Below are 15,432 nucleotides of genomic sequence, written 5' to 3' on the forward strand. Positions count from 1 at the left end.
GGGGCGGGCGGCGCGCCCCCCCACCCCCCCCCCCCCCGCCCCGGCCCCCTTCTGCCACCCTTAGAAGCACCAGCTCCAGGAGTCACGATGCTCCGTTCCGCCCTTCTCGCGGCCTCCCGGTCGCCGCAGGTCCGCACCGTGGTCGAGAAGTTCCCGCCGACCCACGCGATAGTCGAGCGCTTCGTCGCCGGTGACGTCCTCGACGACGCCGTCACCGCCACCGACGACCTGATCGCCACCGGCCGCAAGGTCACCCTCGACCACCTCGGCGAGGACACCCAGGACGCCGCCCAGGCCGCCGGCACCGCCGAGGCCTACGAGCACCTGCTCACGGCGCTCAAGGAGACCGGCCTCGCGGCTGGCGCCGAGGTGTCGGTCAAGCTGTCGGCCGTCGGCCAGTTCCTCCCGGTGGACGGCGAGAAGATCGCGCTGGAGAACGCCCGCCGCATCTGCGAGGCCGCCGCCGACGCCGGCACCACGGTGACCCTCGACATGGAGGACCACACCACCACCGACTCCACCCTCGCCATCGCGCGCGAGCTGCGGGCCGACTTCCCCTGGCTGGGCGTCGTGCTCCAGGCCTACCTGCGCCGCACCGAGGCCGACTGCCGCGAGTTCTCCGGCCCCGGCTCGCGCGTGCGCCTGTGCAAGGGCGCCTACAAGGAGCCCGAGTCGGTCGCCTTCCAGGGCAAGCACGACGTCGACCTCGCGTACGTCCGCGCGCTCAAGGTCCTGATGGCCGGCGAGGGCTACCCGATGATCGCCTCGCACGACCCCAACATGATCAAGATCGCCGGCCAGCTCGCCCAGTGGAACGGCCGCAAGCGCGACTCCTTCGAGTACCAGATGCTGTTCGGCATCCGCCCCGAGGAGCAGCTGCGCCTCGCCGGCGAGGGCAACACCATGCGCGTGTACCTGCCCTACGGCCAGGAGTGGTACGGCTACTTCATGCGCCGCCTCGCCGAGCGCCCGGCCAACCTCACCTTCTTCCTGCGCGCCATGGCCACCCGCGGCTGACCCGCGCGCACCCGCACGACGACGGCCCGCACCCCCGGTGGAAGGGGGGTGCGGGCCGTTTGTCGCGTTCCCGGGACTTCTAGAGGAAGTCCTTGGTGTCCAACTCGAACTCGAACGGGGCGGGGAGGGCGAGCGGTTCGCCGAAGGCTGCCAGGTGCACCTCGGTGTACTCGTCGCGGTGGGGATTGCTGAAGAGACTGACCTGGGCCCGCTCGCGGTCGATCAGGAGGTACAGCGGGATCGCGGCGCGGGCGTAGCAGTGGCGTTTTGCGATGCGGTCCTGGTCGGGCTTGCTGGAGGTGACCTCCGCGACCATCGCGACGCCGTCGGGCTCCATCCAGGGCGGCGCGTCGCGGAAGAGGCGGAGTTCCTCCGGGACGAACGTGGCGTCCGGGATGACGTGGTCGGAAGGGTGTCCTCCGTGGCTGGCGAGGCGAAGGCCTTTGTTGGCGGACATCTGCATATCCGCAGCCGCCCTGTGGAACACCTGGTCGGTTACGTGGCTGAGGAGGTCCTCGTGATCGCCGTCGGGGGGAAGCCCGATCAGGATCTCGCCGGCGACAAGTTCGGCTCGAAGGCCTTCGGGAGTGTCCAGAGCCAGGAAGAGTTCCAGCAGGATGGCGCTATCCGCCGTGTTCATGAGCAACCCCTTGGTTGGACGCGCCAACAGAATAGGTGAGCTCGGAGTGGCACGTCGGGTGGATGGATGACGATCACTCAATGGGGTGAGGCGGCGCCCCGGATTAGGATCGAGGGGGTGTGAACTGGGGTGTTGGCGGGAGGAGTTGGGGATGCTGAAGGAGTTCGCGGGGTTGTCGACGCCGTTGGTGGCGGATGCGTGTGTGCGGTTGGGGGTGGGGCTCAGGGCGGCGCCGGTGGGGGTGGCGGCGGTGGTGGCCGGGGGGCGGGTCGTGGGGCGGGTGCTGCCGGTGCGGCACTACGGGAGCGTGGACGTGTTCCTGGAGGCGTACGGGGCGGCCCGGGACGGCGACGTGCTGGTGATCGACAACGGCGGGCGGACCGACGAGGCCTGCATCGGGGACCTCGCGGTGCTGGAGGCGCGGGCCGCCGGGATTGCCGGGATCGTGGTGTGGGGGCTGCACCGGGACACCCCCGAACTGGTGGAGATCGGGCTGCCGGTGTTCAGTTACGGCGCGCTGCCGCTGGGGCCGGTTCGGCTGGACGGGCGGGAGCCGGAGGCGCTGGTGACGGCGCGGGTCGGGCCGCACCTGGTGGGCGCTGGGGACGTGGTGTTCGGCGACGCGGACGGGGTGCTGTTCGTCCCGGCCGACCGGGCCGGGGAGGTGCTGGAGGCGGCCGCCGCGATCGCCGGGACCGAGCGTGCGCAGGCCGGGCGGATCGCCTCCGGTGACACGCTGCGCCGGCAGACCGCCTTCGACGAGTACCTGGAGCGCCGCGCCGCCGATCCTTCGTACAGCTTCCGGCAGCACTTGCGGCGGGTCGGCGGGGCGATCGAGGAGTAGCGAACTCCCTTACAGCGAACGGTGCATGACGTGCAGGCCGACGTAGCCGTCGACGGGGTGGTGGAAGGCTTCGGGGACGGTGCCGACGATGTCGAAGCCGAGGGATTGGTAGAGCTTCACGGCGTGGTGGTTGTTGGCGACCACGGCGTTGAACTGCATGGCGCGGTAGCCGTTGGTGCGGGCCCAGTCGAGGGTGTACTCGACCAGGGCCCGCCCGATGCCGCGGCCGTGGTGCGCCGGGTCGACCAGGTAGCTGGCGCTGGCCACGTGCGCGCCGTTGCCGGGGCGGTTGCGGGTCATGTTGGCGGTGCCGACGACCGTGCCGGCCTCGTCCACCGCGACCACCGTGCGATGGGGCGCGGCGAGCATCCACCACTCCCGGCCGAGGTCGGAGGAGAGGTCGAGGGGGTAGGGGAACGTCTCGCCGGCGGCGATGACGGTGTGGAAGAAGGGCCAGACGGCAGGCCAGTCCTCGGGGGTGGCTTCGCGGATGAGCATCCGCTCAGCATGATCCGCGGCGGGAGGGGCCTGCCACTGGTTTTCGACTGGTTCTCGGTGCGCGGCGTTTCCGGTGCGGCCGCTTCCGGCGCGGCTGGTCAGCTCAGGACGGCGTCCTCGACCAGGGCGGCCGCGTGGGCCTGGCCCTTGGCGTTGGGGTGCACCAGGGCGTAGCGCAGCGGGATGATGCTGGTCAGCACGCCGTCCAGCCAGTGGTCCTGGTCGCACACGCTGTGGCCGGTGGTGGAGGGGTAGAGGTCGACGAAGGCGTCGCCGTGGGCGGCGGTCCGCTGGGCGATGATCGCGTTGAGCGGTTCCAGGATGGCCGTCCGCGCCCAGGCGAGGTCGCCGGTGGTGAAGGTGGCGAACTGCTCCAGGTTGCCGTAGGTGCAGCGGGTGGCGTCCTCGGGGACGAGGTGGGGGTAGCCGACGGCCAGCAGCCGCGCGGACGGGGCCTTGGCGTGCAGGGCGCCGAGCATCTGGTCGAAGTCGCCGCGCAGCTGGTTGAAGCGGTCGGGCAGGCTCGCGTCGAACTTGTCCTTGCAGGGCGTGCCCTGGCCGAGGACCGCGGCGCCGAGTTCGATGCAGCCCTTGAGGATCTCGGCGAAGCCGAGGGTGTTGCCGCCGATCTCGACGGTGATCACGTCGGCGCCCGGGGAGACGGCGTCGATCTGCGACGGGACCGGTGGGAAGGGGGCGCCGGGGTTGGTCCCGAGCGGCGGGAGCGGGCGGCCGGGCGGGGCTTCCTTGGTCTGGTAGACGTCCTTGACGGTGGCGCCGGCACAGCTGACGTTGCGCAGCTCGACCAGGGGGCCGAGGCCGCGGCGGATCAGCTCGGGGTAGGAGCCGGTGGTGCGGGCGCAGCCGTCGCGGGGTTCGGTCTCGTCGCCGGCGGCCTCGACGAAGCCGGCCGTGTAGGAGTCGCCCAGTGCGGCCCAGGCGAGCGTCCGGACGCGGCCGGCCGGTTCGGCGGCGGCCTGGGCGGCGGACGGGGTGATCAGGCCGGCGGTGAGCGCGACGGCGGTGCCGGCGACAGCGAGGCGGGACAGGAAGCGTGGCACGGTCTCTCCCTCAACGAGTGCGCGGGAGAGCGCGATTCACCCCCCTAGAGGTAGATCGAGTCGGTGGGTGGACGACTTGATCCCTCAGGAGGGTGAATTCGCGTGTGCGGCCGTGACGTTGGGCCGATCGGCCCTGGGCGTCGGGGTGGGTCGGCGAGGGGTGGGGCGAGACGGTTCAGAGCAGGGCGGCGGACGGATCGACCATCGCCCGGGCGGTCTTGGCGTCGACGTACTCGCCGAGCGCGGTCATCACCCACTCGCCGGACGACTGCCGGACCAGCTTGCACATCACCACGCCGGTGTGCGGCTCGGAGTGGGTGAGGTCGAAGCGGACCAGCTCCTCCTCCGTCCGGGCGTCCAGCAGGCGGCAGTAGGCGTTCTTGACCTCGGTGAACCGCTGGCCGGAGAAGGAGTTGACGACGAAGACCAGGCCGGTGACCTCGGCCGGCAGGCCGTCCAGGTGGACGGTGATCGACTCGTCGTCGCCGGCTCCGCCGCCGGTGAGGTTGTCGCCGGAGTGGGCGATCGCGCCCTTGAAGACGGTCAGCTTCATGAACCAGGCCGTCTCCAGCTTCTTGCGCTGGGCGTCGAAGGCGAGGCAGGAGGCGTCCAGGTCGACGCTGCGGCCGCGGCCGGCGGGCTCCCAGCCGAGCGCCATCCGGACCGAGGAGAGGAACGGACGGCCGTTCTTCACCAGGGAGACCGAACTGCCCTTGACCAGGTTGACCCGGCCCTTGTCCAGGGTGATCTTGGCGGGGGCGGACGGGGCCGGCGGGGCGACCGGGGGCGCGGGGGGCGCGGGCGGGGTGGCGGCGAGGGCGATCCGCGGGTCGACGGGGGGAGCCGGGGGAGCGACCGGAGGGGCCGCGGGGGGAGTGGCGGGGGCGGGGGCCTGGGCGGCCGGGGCCGGGGTCGCGGCCGGGGAGTCGTCGACGGAGACGCCGAAGTCGGTGGCGATGCCCGCCAGGCCGTTGGCGTAGCCCTGGCCGACCGCTCGCACCTTCCAGGCGCCGCCGCGCTGGTAGACCTCGACCACGATGAGCGCGGTCTCCTGGCCCAGCTGCGGCGGGGTGAAGGTGACCAGGGCCTGCCCGGTGTCGGCGTCGCGGACGGTGGCGGTCGGCTCCATCCCGGCGAAGGTGGAGGACTGGTCGGCGGGGCTGGCGGTCACCACGATCTTGGTGATGCCGGCCGGGACGGCCAGGGTGTCGACGGTGATCGCGTCCGGCGCTCCGGCGGCGGCCGGGCGGTGGCTGACGCCGGGGCCGTGCGGGGCGTTGAAGAAGACGAAGTCGTCGTCCGATCGCACCTTTCCGGCGTCGGTCAGCAGCAGACCGGAGACGTCCAGCGCCTTGGGCGCGGTGACCTCGACAGTCACCCGCGCGGCGGTCAGCGGGGCGTTGCCGCCTTGGGTCAGGACGGTGGACACGGACTCCTCCTCGGGTGCGGAACGGCGGCCGGCCGGGGCCGCTGGGACCGCCGGGCCGGGTGCTGCCCACAGTAACGAACGGGCGCGTCGGGATGAGCCCGGCCGGGGCGGTGACCTGTCGGATCGTCGGACGGTACGGCCGGGCGGCGGGGTTGGGTGGCGGGGTTGAGTGGCAGGCCCCGGCAAGGCCGCACGGTGGCAAGGCGGCGGGACAGCGCGGCCGGAGGTCAGCGGGGCGCGAAGGCCGTCGGCGTGCCGGGGCGCGGCGGGAGCCCGGGTGCCTCGGGCATGACCGGCAGCGGCGCGACCGGCTGCGGTGCGACGGGCTGCGGTGCGACCGGGCCGAAGGCGCCGAGGGCGGCGACCGCCCGGGGCCGGTCGATGCCGAAGGCGGCGGCGCTCCAGCTCTCCGCCGCGGCGGCCTTGCGGACCGGGCCGGACGAAGCGGGCCGACCGGACGGGAGTGAGGGGCCGGACGGGCCGGTGGGCCCCGAGGGTTCGGCGGCGGGGCGGGTGCCGCGCACGCCGAAGGCGTAGTGGCCGGGCGGGACGTCGGTGCCGGCCGGGGTGGTGAAGCGGTAGACCAGGGTGCCACGCTCCTGTTGGGCGGTGACGACCGCGCCGGGCAGGTCGGTCCAGGCGGTGCCGCTGCCGGGAGCCAACTCGCCTGGGGCAAGCCGGAATTCGGTCTGGAGTGCGGTGAGCGGCTCGGTGACGGCGAGGTCGAGCTGGTGCCGGAGGCCGTCCCGGCCGAGCGGTGTGACCGTGGCGACGCCGGTCAGGGCCTGGTCGGTGTCCGGCTCGGTGTCCGGGTCAGGGGCGCCGGCGGTCGGGCCGTCGGTGCCCGGGGCGATTGCGCCGGGCGGCGGCGGCGGCGGCGGTGCGGGCTGGGCCGGGGCGGCCGGGCGGGGTCCGGGTGCGTGCGGCGTGGTCGGCGAGGGGGAGGGCGAAGAGGGGTCGGCCGGCTGCTCGGCGACGGGCGCGACGGGCTGGGCCGACGGCGAGGGCGCGGCGGCGTCGGCCGGCGTGGCGGGCTCGCCGGTGCCGGCCGGCCGGGCGCCGGGGCCGTGGTCGGCCATGGGTTCGGCCGCGGCCTGTCCGCCGGTGGGCTCCGGGAGCGCCGACCGGGTGCCGGGCGCGTGGGGAGAGGCGCTGGGCGAGGCGGCTGCGGCGGCCGTGTCCTCCGCCGCCCCCGGGTGGTGCGCCGAGGGGCTCGGTACGGGCGGCCGGCCGGTGGCCGGGAGGTCGGCGGGGTTGGGCGCGGTGGGGTTGGGCGCGGTCGGGGCCCGGTCGGCGGCGGCCTCGGCCTGGTCGCCCGCGGCGGGGGTGGGCGGCGGGGTGGTGCCGACGCGTGCGACCCCGGCCCGCCGGCCCACGCCCTGCTGCTCGTTGAGCAGGAGGGTGGTGGCGATGCTGATGCCGACGACGGTGGACATCGCCATCGCGGCACCGGAGAAGCGCAGGGTGGGCAGCCGGAACCGGCCGCCGAACGGGCGTGGCCGCCCGTGCCGGCCGTGCCGTTCGGGCTCGTGCCGAACGTCCCGCGCAGTGTCCTCGCGCGCAGCCACCGGACCCCTCCCTCCCCGAAGTCGCCGTCGCGGTCGCGGTATTCTCCCATGCGCTGCCACCGGGCCGGCATCGGCCGCCCGGGGTCGGTCGGCCGGGGTCCGGGTGGGGCCCGCGCCGGGAGGGGGAGAGCGTACCAGCGGCTCGTCGTGGCCTGGACGGTTTTGATCCATTTCGTGGACACCCGTTCGACGGAAGGAAGTTGACGATCCGTCTGATAAGTCGGCGATGGCGGCCGGGCTGCCCGGACAGGGATTAATGCAACCTCCTTGCAACCCTTGCCCGCCCGGACGGAAGTGGCCCAGGCTGAGGTCATCCCACGCCGTCCCGGAGAGACCGTCATGCCGCCCGACCCGCTGTCCGCAGCCTCCAGTGCACCCCTCGCCGCCACCCCCACGGGCGGCGATGGGGACGGCTCCACCGCCGCTCCGGCGGCGGTGGAGGAGGTGCTGATGCTGCGGATCTCGCTGGGCGAGGAGGTGGTCGGCGAGGTGCGCACCCGGTTCCGGTTCGAGGCCGCGCGCCCGTACGAGGTGCTGCTGACCTTCCATCTGGGGCGGCCGGACGAGGCCGACTGGGTGTTCTCGCGCGAGCTGCTGCGCGACGGCCTGCAGGCGCTGAGCGGCCAGGGCGACGTCAAACTGTGGCCGGCGTACTGCCCGTGCCACGGCTCGACGCTGCACCTGGCGCTCGAATCACCGCACGGCAGCGCCCTGCTGGAGGTCTCCAAGCCCCGGGTGCAGGCGTGGCTGGACCGTACCTACGCGCTGGTCTCCGCCGAGGCGGAGCGCGTCTGCGGCCCGACCGACGCCCAGCTGGCCGCGCTGCTCGCCGGCGGCTGAGGCCCGGTCGGGGCACCGGCGGGCCCGCGCGGCGGCGGGACGGGCGCCGCGCTCGGCAGCCGGACCGTCCCCGCGGCCAGCCCGGCCCGCAGCCGCCGGACGGCCGGGGCCGAGGAGGCCGGCAGCAGGTCGTACGGGTCGTCCGGCCCGTCCACCGTGACCAGCACCGACTCGGCGATGCGGTACGGCCGGTGGGCCAGCAGGCCGCCCAGGTAGCGGCGCAGCCGGGACAGCTCGGCGCGGACCGTCACCGTCCGGCCCGGGTCGCCGAACAGCGCCTCCGCGAGCTGCGCGGCCGTGCTGCCCTCGCGTCCGGTGGCGAGCAGGAGCAGCAGTTCGGCGTGGCGCGGGCTGAGCGGGTGCGACCAGCTGCCGGCCGCGCCCCGGACGGTCAGCTCCGGGCGGTCCTGGCGGCGCAGGTCGAGCCGGAGCCGGGCGCCCTCGGCCTGCTCGGCCTGTTCGGCCGTCACCGTGCCGGAGCCGTCCGCCTCGGGCGGCCGGACCGGTCGCACCAGCCAGCCGTCCGCGAGCGGTTCCAGGGCGCACTCGCCGAGGCCCGGCACCCAGTGCACGGCGGCGGTTCCCCAGCCGCCGACCGGCACCCGCAGCCGGCCGGGCGGCGGCAGCCCGGCCGCGGCGGCGGTCCACCCGGCGGAGTCCACCACCAGGGCCGGGCCGGCCACCCGGGCGAGCATCGGGGCGGCCAGGGTGCGCAGTTGGTGCAGCGCCTCCAGCCGGTGGGCGCGCAGCTCGGTCTCGGCGAGCCGGGCGGCGGTGGCGGTGAGCTGCAGCAGGTACGGGCGGACGTTGCGGGCCGGGCCGCTGAGGTTGATCGCGCCGACCAGCCGCCCGGTGCCCGGGTCGTGCACGGGGGCGGCGACGCAGGTCCAGGAGTGGTGGCTGCGCAGGTAGTGCTCGGCGGAGTGGACGTGCATCGGGCGCTGGGCGCGCAGTGCGACGGCGATGCCGTTGGTGCCGACGCTCTCCTCGATCCAGCGGGCGCCGGTGAGGAAGCCGATCCGGTCGGCGCTGCGGCGCAGGGCGCGCTCGCCCTCCTGCCACAGCACGTGGCCCTCGGCGTCGGCGATGGCGAGGATCAGCGGACTCTGGCCGACCGGCTGGAGCAGGGTGTCGCGCAGCACCGACAGGACCGCGTCCAGGCCGCTGGTGCGGCGGCGCTGCTCGATCTCGGCGGGGCCGAGGTGGACGGCGGCGGCGCCGGCGTCGGGGTCGAGCCCGAGGCGGCGCAGCCGGGCCCAGGAGTCGCCGATCTCGGGGCGGGGTTCGAGCCGGCCGGGGGAGCCGGGGTCGGGGTAGGGGGGCTGGACGAGTTCGCGGGCGGCGGCTTCGGCGAGGGTGCGGTCGTGGACCCTGGCCAGCTCGGCCGCGCTCGGCGCGGTGCGGCGTTCTGGTCGTCGGGACTGCCGTCCGGTCTGCCGCACTCGCGTTGCTCCTCGCCGCCGTTCGAGGCCGCGCCGGGGTCGACGCGCTGACGAAAGCGTACGGGGGCGGTGAGGGTCTGGGGACGGGGTCTGCCAACTCGGCATACCGGACGGTATGACCGTGGACATGCCGAGGTGTGATGACTAGCGGGGGTCCTGGTGTGGGCCTGGTGTGGGCCCGACGCGGGCCTGGTGCGAGGCCTGGTGCGGGACCTGATGCGGGCCTTGCGTGGGCCTGGTGCGGTGCTGGTGCGAGGCCTGATGTGGGCCTGGTGCAGGCTCGGCGGTCAGCGTTCCGCGCCGGTGCCGCGCTGGGCCGCCTCGACGGTGTGGTGCAGGTCGGCGGTGGCCTCCAGGGAGGCGGCGGTGCTCAGCGCCAGGCAGGCGGCCAGCGCGATCGCCACCGCGCGCAGGCGGGTGCCGGTGGCGGTGGCCGCCGGGCGGGGCTGGAGCAGGGCGGCGACCCGGCGCGGGACCGGCCCGGAGTGGGCGGCGGGGACGAGTCGGGGCCGGGCCGGCCACGGGGAGCGGCTGGCGGCCAGGGCGGCCCGGCCGACCGCGCGGGCGGTCACGGTGCGGTCGCCGACCCGGGCGGCCGCCACCTCGTCGGCCCAGCGCTCCAGGTGGTACCCGAGGGGCGCGCGCAGCGGCCGCAGCGCCGGGTGGAGGTCGGCGGCGTGCTCCGCGAGGGCGAGGAAGACGTGGTGGCGGGCGGTCAGGTGGGCGCGCTCGTGGGCGAGCAGGGCGGCCCGCTCGGGCCCGGTGAGGATGCGCAGCATGCCGGAGGTGACCACGATCCGGCCGGGCTCGCCGGGCCGGCCGGGAAGGGGCAGGCGCCCCGGCAGGGCGAAGGCGTCGGCGCGCTCGTCGTCGAGGACGGCGAGCGGGTGCTCGCCCGGCTGGAGCAGGGTGCGGGCGCCGGCCAGGACGGCCTGCGGGGTGCGTGCCCGGCGCATGGTGGCGTGCCCGGGGCGCGCGTCCGGATGCCGGCCCTCGGCCGGCGCGGGGCAGGCCGTCGCGGCGCAGGCCGGGAGGGCGGCCCGGGCCTCGCGCAGTTCAAGCCGGTGGCGGCGGGCGGTGCGGACGGCCTGGGCGGTCAGCGCGGCGAGCACCAGACCGGCCGCGGCGGCCGCCACCGGTGCGTCGGGTGCGGCGGCGGTGAGCCAGGGCAGCGACAGGTGGCCGATCGCGGCGACCGGCGGCAGCTGGAGCAGCCCGGCGGCGGCGAGCAGGCCGAGCGAGCAGAGGGTGCCGCCGGCCAGCACGGCGGACGTCCCGGCGAGCATCCAGGCGGCGGCCCGGGGCGGCAGCGCGTCGGCGAGGCGGCGGGCCAGCGGGGCGGCCAGGAACGGCAGCAGCAGCGGGGCCCAGACGGCGATCATCACGATCCGGCCGCCCCGGGGGTGCGGTGGCCGGGGGCGGGGGCGGTGCCCGGGATGGGGTCGAGACCGGGGGTGCCGTCGTCGGTGCCCGGGGCGGAGCCGAGGCCCGGGGCGCCGTCGCCGAGCAGGTCGCGCAGCAGCTGCTCGTCCTCGGCGGAGAGGTCGGAGACGAAGCGGGCGAGCACGGTGGAGCGGTCGGCCTCGCGGCCGAGCTCGGTGTGCATCCGGCGGGCGGCGAGGCCTGCGGTGTCCTGGACGGTCGGGATGTAGGCGTAGGCGCGGCCGGCCCGGGTGCGCTCCACGGTGCCCTTGTCGTGCAGGCGGGCGAGGATCGTGGCGATGGTGGTGCGGGCGAGGTCCCCGCCGAGTGCCGACTGGACGTCCTGCGGGGTCATCGGCTGCCGGGCCGACCAGAGCGCGGCCAGCACCTCGGCCTCCAGCTCCCCGGCAGGCCGGCGGGCGGACGGTACGTCGGACATGGCGGCGCTTCCTCCAGGTTTCGTCTACAGTCATGTAGACCGTCTACGTCACTGTAGACGGTCGGGGCGGGTTCCGCTGTGAACCGCCCCCCAACGTACGGGAGGTCCGCCAGCCTTGCTTCAGTTCCTCGCCGATCCGGCCGCTCACCTCGCGGTGAACCCGCTGGACGCGTCCTCGCTGCTCGCCGCCTTCGGCGCACTCGGCATCGCCGTCGTGCTCTTCGCCGAGACCGGCCTGCTGGTGGGCTTCTTCCTGCCCGGAGACTCGCTGCTGTTCACCGCCGGCCTGCTGTGCGTGCCCGGCGCCACCAAGGGCCCACAGCTGGAGCTCTCCCAGGTGCTGCCCGCCGCCCTGGTCGGCGCGCTGGCCGGCGCCCAGGTCGGCTATCTGATCGGCAAACGCGGCGGCCGCGCGCTGCTGCGCCGCACCGAGCGAAAGAGCCTGCTGCAGGGCGTCGAGCGGGCCGAGGAACTGCTGGGCAAGTACGGCCACGGCAAGGCGATCGTGCTCGCCCGCTTCATCCCCGTGGTCCGAACGGTGCTGAACCCGCTCTGCGGAGTGCTCGAAGTGCCGGTCCGCTCGTTCACCTTCTGGCAGGTGACCGGCGGCGCCCTCTGGACGGTCGGCGTCGTGCTCGCCGGGTACGGGCTCGGATCGTCGATCCCCAGCATCGACAGATATCTGCTCCCGATCATCGGTCTGGTAGTAGTTGTCTCCGTGCTCCCCATTGTTCTCGAACTGTTCCGCGCCCGTAAGGCGCACCGTCACGGAGGTGACAAGTGACGTCCTCCCGGGCTCTCGCCGTCTACGACGGCAGCGGCATCGACGGCAGCCTCTACACCCGGGTGAACGGGTGGGCGCAAGCCGCCCCGCACTGGCTGGACGAGCTGATCAAGGTCTGGTCGGCGCTCGGCCTCGGCCTGTTCGCGGTCTTCATGCTCTACGCCTGGTGGCGGGCGCGCGGCGCCGACTCGGCCGTGATGGCCAAGGTGCTCGCCTCGCCGGTGATCGTGGTCGTCGCGTACGGCGTCAACTCGGTGCTCAAGGGCATGGTCGAAGAAGTCCGGCCGTGCGCCCAGATCCCCGGCAGCATCTCGCTGGAGACCTGCCCCGGTGCCGGTGACTGGTCCTTCCCCAGCAACCACACCGTGATCGCCTTCGCCGCCGCCACCGCACTCTGGTTCGCCGACCGGCGGCTCGGCTGGATCGCCGGGATCTTCGCGGTGCTGATGGGCGCCTCCCGGGTCTGGGTCGGCGTGCATTACCCGCACGACGTGGCCGTCGGCGCGCTGGTCGGCCTCCTGGTCGCGGTGGTGCTGGCGCCGCTCGCCGGCCGCTGCGGGCCGCTGGTGGACCGGATGCGGGCGGGTGCGCTGCGCCCGCTGCTCGGTCCGGGCGCGGTGCCGGCGACGGCGGGCCGCCACGCGGCGTACGGGACGCGGCAGCACTGACGGCGACGGCCGACAGTGCTGACGGCGGGTGTCGGCAGCGCTGAACGGCGGGTGCCGGCAGTACTGGCGGCGAGACCCGACAGCGCTGATTCCGTAGCCTCCCCGTAGCCCGTCCGACCCTTGTCTGGCCGGGGTGGCGGGTAGAGCATGTGAGCCGGGCGTGGGGCCCCTTCGCGGGGAACCCGCCCGGCTCAGTCGTGCCGGGGCGCGGGAGCGCCGGGCGTGCCAGCGGAGGGAGTGCCAATGCCGTACCGACTCGACATCACGCAGGGGGACTGGCCGGGCGAGTCGCCGCACAAGGGCGTCGAGGGCCTGCTCGCCGAGGCCATGGTGCTCACCCTCGCCACCGCCGGCCACGAGCACGGCCCACACGCCAACCTGGCCTTCTTCGCGTACGACGACGACCTCGTCCTGTACTTCGTCAGCGAGCGCTCCACCCGGCACAGCCACCACCTCGCCGAGGAGGCCCGGGCCGCCGCCACCGTCTTCCTGCCGCCGCCGGTCTTCGGCGAGCAGCTGCGCGGCCTGCAACTGACCGGCGGCGCGAGCGAGGCCTGGGGGCGGCAGGCCGAGGCGGCGCTGGCCGCCTACCAGGGGCGGTACCCGTCCTTCGCGCAGGACGAGCAGGCGCGGCGGCAGTTCCTCACCGGGGGCGGGGCGGCGGCGCTGTACCGGTTCCAGGTGGAGGAGCTGACGGCGGTGGACGAGCCGAACTTCGGGCGGCGCAACTACCTGCGGGCGCGGGTGCTGCGGCCGTAGGCCCTACCCGGTCCCCAGGGTTGTCTGTACAACTTTTCGGGTGATTCATCTGCGGGACGCTACCGGGACGCCCCCAGGACACCTGGGCGCACCAGCCTGGCCGCATGAGAGTCATCGTCGTAGGAGCAGGCGTGCTCGGCACCATGCACGCCTGGCAGGCCGTCGAACGCGGCCACGAGGTCGTCCACCTGGAGCGCGAGACCGAGGCGCGCGGCGCCTCCGTACGCAACTTCGGCCTGGTCTGGGTCAGCGGCCGCGCACAGGGCGAGGAACTGGACACCGCGCTGCGCGCCCGCGAACTGTGGGAAGGCATCGGCGCCCGCGTCCCCGACCTCGGCTTCCGCGCCAACGGATCGCTCACCGCGATCCGCACCCAGGCCGAACTCGCCGTCGCCGAACAGGCACTCACCCTGCCCGACGCCGCCGCCCGCGGCTACCGGCTGCTCGACGCCGACCAGACCAGGGCCGCCAACCCCGCCCTGCGCGGCGAACTCCTCGGCGCCCTGTGGTGCGAGCGCGACGCCGCCGTCGAACCCCGCACCGCCCAGCCCGCGCTGCGCGCCGCCCTCCAGGCCACCGGCCGCTACACCTTCCTGCCCGGCCGCGAGGTCCGCGACGTGATCGGCGAGAACGCCGTCCGCGACGACCACGGCGACATCCACACCGGCGACCTCGTCATCCTCTGCACCGGCGCCTGGCTCGGCGGCCTCGTCCGCGAACTCGCCCCCTCGCTGCCCGTGCGCAAGGTCCGGCTGCAGATGATGCAGACCGACCCGCTCGGCGAGACCCTCACCACCTCCGTCGCCGACGGCGACAGCTTCCGCTACTACCCGGCCTTCGCCGGCACCGCCCTGGACCGCCTCCGCGACACCCAGCCGCAGCCCGACGTCGCCGCCGAACACAAGATGCAGCTGCTCATGGTCCAGCGGCGCGACGGCGGCCTCACCATCGGCGACACCCACGAGTACGACCAGCCGTTCGGCTTCGACGTCGTCGAGGACCCGTACGACCACCTGGTCGGCGTGGCCGAGGACCTGCTCGGCCGCCCCCTGCCGCGCGTCCGCCGCCGCTGGGCCGGGGTGTACGCGCAGTGCGTCGACACCACCCGGGTCGTCCACCGCGAACAACTCCGCGACGGCGTCTGGCTCGTCACCGGCCCCGGCGGCCGCGGCATGACCTGCTCCCCGGCCATCGCCGAAACCACCGCCGAACTCGCAAACCTGTAAGGGTAGTTGACATGTCCTTTGATATCCGCCTGGTCGTCCTCGACATGGCCGGCACCACCGTGGCCGACGACGGCCTCGTCGAACAGGCCTTCACCGCCGCCGCCCGGACGCTCGGCGTCGAGGCCGGCAGCCCGGGCTTCGGCCCCATGCTGGACCACGTCCGCGCCACCATGGGCGAATCCAAGATCTCCGTCTTCCGGTACCTCTTCGGGGACGAGGACAAGGCCCAGCGGGCCAACACCGCCTTCGAGGCCGCCTACCACGACCTCGTCGACGCCGGGCACTGCGCCGCCCTGCCCGGCGCCGCCGAAGCCATCGCCGAACTGCGCGGCCAGGGCCGGAAGGTCGCCCTCACCACCGGCTTCTCCCGGGCCACCCAGGACCGCATCCTCACCGCCCTCGGCTGGCAGTCCGTCGCCGACCTCACCCTCAGCCCCGCCGAGGCCGGCCGCGGCCGCCCCTACCCGGACCTCGCGCTCACCGCGCTGCTGCGGACCGGAGTCGAGTCGGTGCGGCAGATCGCCGTCGCCGGCGACACCGGCTACGACATGCTGACCGGCGTACGGGCCGGAGCGTCCGTCGTCGCCGGCGTGCTCACCGGCGCCCACGACGAGGCCCGGCTGCGGGCCGACGGGGCGACGCACGTCCTCGGCTCGGTCGCGGAACTGCCCGGACTGCTGGGCTGAACGATCCCCCCGGAGGGGGGGGGGGGGGGGGGCCCGCCGCGCCGCCGCCCGCGGGGGGGGGCGGGAGACAGCGCCCCCCCCCCCCCCCCCCCCCCCCCCCCCCCGCGCG

15 protein-coding genes and 1 pseudogene are annotated in these 15,432 nt (G+C 74.9%); 8 read left to right on the forward strand and 8 right to left on the reverse strand.

The genetic code is table 11. The features are described from left to right. Nucleotides 1–87 precede the first annotated feature (87 nt). On the forward strand, nucleotides 88–1,017 hold the full coding sequence (locus ACFV61_RS13805; protein ID WP_063349537.1) for a proline dehydrogenase family protein: 930 nt from the start codon (nucleotides 88–90) through the stop codon (nucleotides 1,015–1,017). A 79-nt stretch (nucleotides 1,018–1,096) separates the two neighbouring features. On the opposite strand, the gene ACFV61_RS13810 is transcribed toward ACFV61_RS13805, so the two are convergent. After that, nucleotides 1,097–1,657, reverse strand: coding sequence for a Uma2 family endonuclease (locus tag ACFV61_RS13810; protein ID WP_380491772.1), 561 nt, complete (start codon nucleotides 1,655–1,657; stop codon nucleotides 1,097–1,099). Between the two features lie 151 nt (nucleotides 1,658–1,808). Here ACFV61_RS13810 and ACFV61_RS13815 point away from each other — a divergent pair, with 151 nt between their 5' ends. Then, complete coding sequence (locus ACFV61_RS13815) at nucleotides 1,809–2,501, forward strand: RraA family protein (protein WP_380491774.1); 693 nt, start codon at nucleotides 1,809–1,811, stop codon at nucleotides 2,499–2,501. Nucleotides 2,502–2,510: 9 nt separating this feature from the next. On the opposite strand, the gene ACFV61_RS13820 is transcribed toward ACFV61_RS13815, so the two are convergent. From ACFV61_RS13820 to ACFV61_RS13835, 4 genes are all read right to left on the reverse strand, one after another. Beyond that, a complete protein-coding gene (locus ACFV61_RS13820) occupies nucleotides 2,511–2,999 on the reverse strand; it encodes a GNAT family N-acetyltransferase (protein ID WP_063349540.1) in 489 nt (162 codons plus the stop codon). A 98-nt stretch (nucleotides 3,000–3,097) separates the two neighbouring features. Further along, nucleotides 3,098–4,060 (reverse strand): SGNH/GDSL hydrolase family protein, encoded by a 963-nt coding sequence (locus tag ACFV61_RS13825; protein ID WP_380491776.1) that lies wholly within the window; start codon nucleotides 4,058–4,060, stop codon nucleotides 3,098–3,100. A 175-nt stretch (nucleotides 4,061–4,235) separates the two neighbouring features. Beyond that, the gene (locus tag ACFV61_RS13830; protein WP_380424263.1) at nucleotides 4,236–5,477 is read right to left on the reverse strand and encodes a TerD family protein; all 1,242 of its coding nucleotides are present in this window, start codon (nucleotides 5,475–5,477) and stop codon (nucleotides 4,236–4,238) included. 239 nt (nucleotides 5,478–5,716) lie between these two features. Beyond that, nucleotides 5,717–7,057, reverse strand: a complete 1,341-nt coding sequence (locus tag ACFV61_RS13835) for a hypothetical protein (RefSeq protein WP_380491778.1) — start codon at nucleotides 7,055–7,057, stop codon at nucleotides 5,717–5,719. A gap of 339 nt (nucleotides 7,058–7,396) precedes the next feature. On the opposite strand from ACFV61_RS13835, the gene ACFV61_RS13840 reads away from it, so the two are divergent. Beyond that, nucleotides 7,397–7,897, forward strand: a complete 501-nt coding sequence (locus tag ACFV61_RS13840; RefSeq protein ID WP_063349543.1) for an SsgA family sporulation/cell division regulator — start codon at nucleotides 7,397–7,399, stop codon at nucleotides 7,895–7,897. On the opposite strand, the gene ACFV61_RS13845 is transcribed toward ACFV61_RS13840, so the two are convergent. The 3 genes and pseudogenes from ACFV61_RS13845 to ACFV61_RS13855 form a co-directional block, all read right to left on the reverse strand. Further along, the gene (locus ACFV61_RS13845; protein WP_380378083.1) at nucleotides 7,816–9,339 is read right to left on the reverse strand and encodes a GAF domain-containing protein; all 1,524 of its coding nucleotides are present in this window, start codon (nucleotides 9,337–9,339) and stop codon (nucleotides 7,816–7,818) included. The two genes, ACFV61_RS13840 and ACFV61_RS13845, sit on opposite strands and share 82 nt — an antisense overlap. 287 nt (nucleotides 9,340–9,626) lie before the next feature. Beyond that, nucleotides 9,627–10,721 carry a M56 family metallopeptidase gene (locus ACFV61_RS13850; protein ID WP_063349545.1) on the reverse strand — a complete coding sequence of 365 codons (1,095 nt, stop codon included), beginning with the start codon at nucleotides 10,719–10,721 and terminating at the stop codon, nucleotides 9,627–9,629. A gap of 113 nt (nucleotides 10,722–10,834) precedes the next feature. Beyond that, nucleotides 10,835–11,200 (reverse strand): annotated as a pseudogene (locus ACFV61_RS13855) (BlaI/MecI/CopY family transcriptional regulator); the annotation flags it as partial. A gap of 115 nt (nucleotides 11,201–11,315) precedes the next feature. Here ACFV61_RS13855 and ACFV61_RS13860 point away from each other — a divergent pair. The 5 genes from ACFV61_RS13860 to ACFV61_RS13880 all read left to right on the forward strand — a co-directional run bounded on the left by ACFV61_RS13860 (nucleotide 11,316) and on the right by ACFV61_RS13880 (nucleotide 15,323). After that, entirely contained in the window at nucleotides 11,316–11,984 is a 669-nt protein-coding gene (locus ACFV61_RS13860; protein WP_380491780.1) for a DedA family protein, read from the forward strand. Then, a complete protein-coding gene (locus ACFV61_RS13865; RefSeq protein ID WP_380378090.1) occupies nucleotides 11,981–12,652 on the forward strand; it encodes a phosphatase PAP2 family protein in 672 nt (223 codons plus the stop codon). Before ACFV61_RS13860 ends, ACFV61_RS13865 begins: the two co-directional genes overlap by 4 nt. Nucleotides 12,653–12,895: 243 nt before the next feature. Further along, a complete protein-coding gene (locus ACFV61_RS13870; RefSeq protein WP_380491783.1) occupies nucleotides 12,896–13,411 on the forward strand; it encodes a pyridoxamine 5'-phosphate oxidase family protein in 516 nt (171 codons plus the stop codon). A 104-nt stretch (nucleotides 13,412–13,515) separates the two neighbouring features. Then, nucleotides 13,516–14,637 carry a TIGR03364 family FAD-dependent oxidoreductase gene (locus ACFV61_RS13875; protein ID WP_063349550.1) on the forward strand — a complete coding sequence of 374 codons (1,122 nt, stop codon included), beginning with the start codon at nucleotides 13,516–13,518 and terminating at the stop codon, nucleotides 14,635–14,637. A gap of 11 nt (nucleotides 14,638–14,648) precedes the next feature. Next, nucleotides 14,649–15,323, forward strand: a complete 675-nt coding sequence (locus ACFV61_RS13880) for a phosphonatase-like hydrolase (protein ID WP_380491785.1) — start codon at nucleotides 14,649–14,651, stop codon at nucleotides 15,321–15,323. Nucleotides 15,324–15,432: the final 109 nt, after the last annotated feature.

This window comes from Kitasatospora sp. NPDC059817 (assembly GCF_042731835.1).
Taxonomy (GTDB): Bacteria; Actinomycetota; Actinomycetes; order Streptomycetales; family Streptomycetaceae; genus Kitasatospora.

Bases quoted from the DNA above. Each gene is read 5' to 3' on its own strand.
- ACFV61_RS13850 (WP_063349545.1), bottom strand. From the start codon at position 10,721: ATGATCGCCGTCTGGGCCCCGCTGCTGCTGCCGTTCCTGGCCGCCCCG.
- ACFV61_RS13815 (WP_380491774.1), top strand. From the start codon at position 1,809: ATGCTGAAGGAGTTCGCGGGGTTGTCGACGCCGTTGGTGGCGGATGCG.
- ACFV61_RS13820 (WP_063349540.1), bottom strand. From the start codon at position 2,999: ATGCTCATCCGCGAAGCCACCCCCGAGGACTGGCCTGCCGTCTGGCCC.
- ACFV61_RS13875 (WP_063349550.1), top strand. From the start codon at position 13,516: ATGAGAGTCATCGTCGTAGGAGCAGGCGTGCTCGGCACCATGCACGCC.
- ACFV61_RS13870 (WP_380491783.1), top strand. From the start codon at position 12,896: ATGCCGTACCGACTCGACATCACGCAGGGGGACTGGCCGGGCGAGTCG.
- ACFV61_RS13805 (WP_063349537.1), top strand. From the start codon at position 88: ATGCTCCGTTCCGCCCTTCTCGCGGCCTCCCGGTCGCCGCAGGTCCGC.
- ACFV61_RS13840 (WP_063349543.1), top strand. From the start codon at position 7,397: ATGCCGCCCGACCCGCTGTCCGCAGCCTCCAGTGCACCCCTCGCCGCC.
- ACFV61_RS13880 (WP_380491785.1), top strand. From the start codon at position 14,649: ATGTCCTTTGATATCCGCCTGGTCGTCCTCGACATGGCCGGCACCACC.
- ACFV61_RS13810 (WP_380491772.1), bottom strand. From the start codon at position 1,657: ATGAACACGGCGGATAGCGCCATCCTGCTGGAACTCTTCCTGGCTCTG.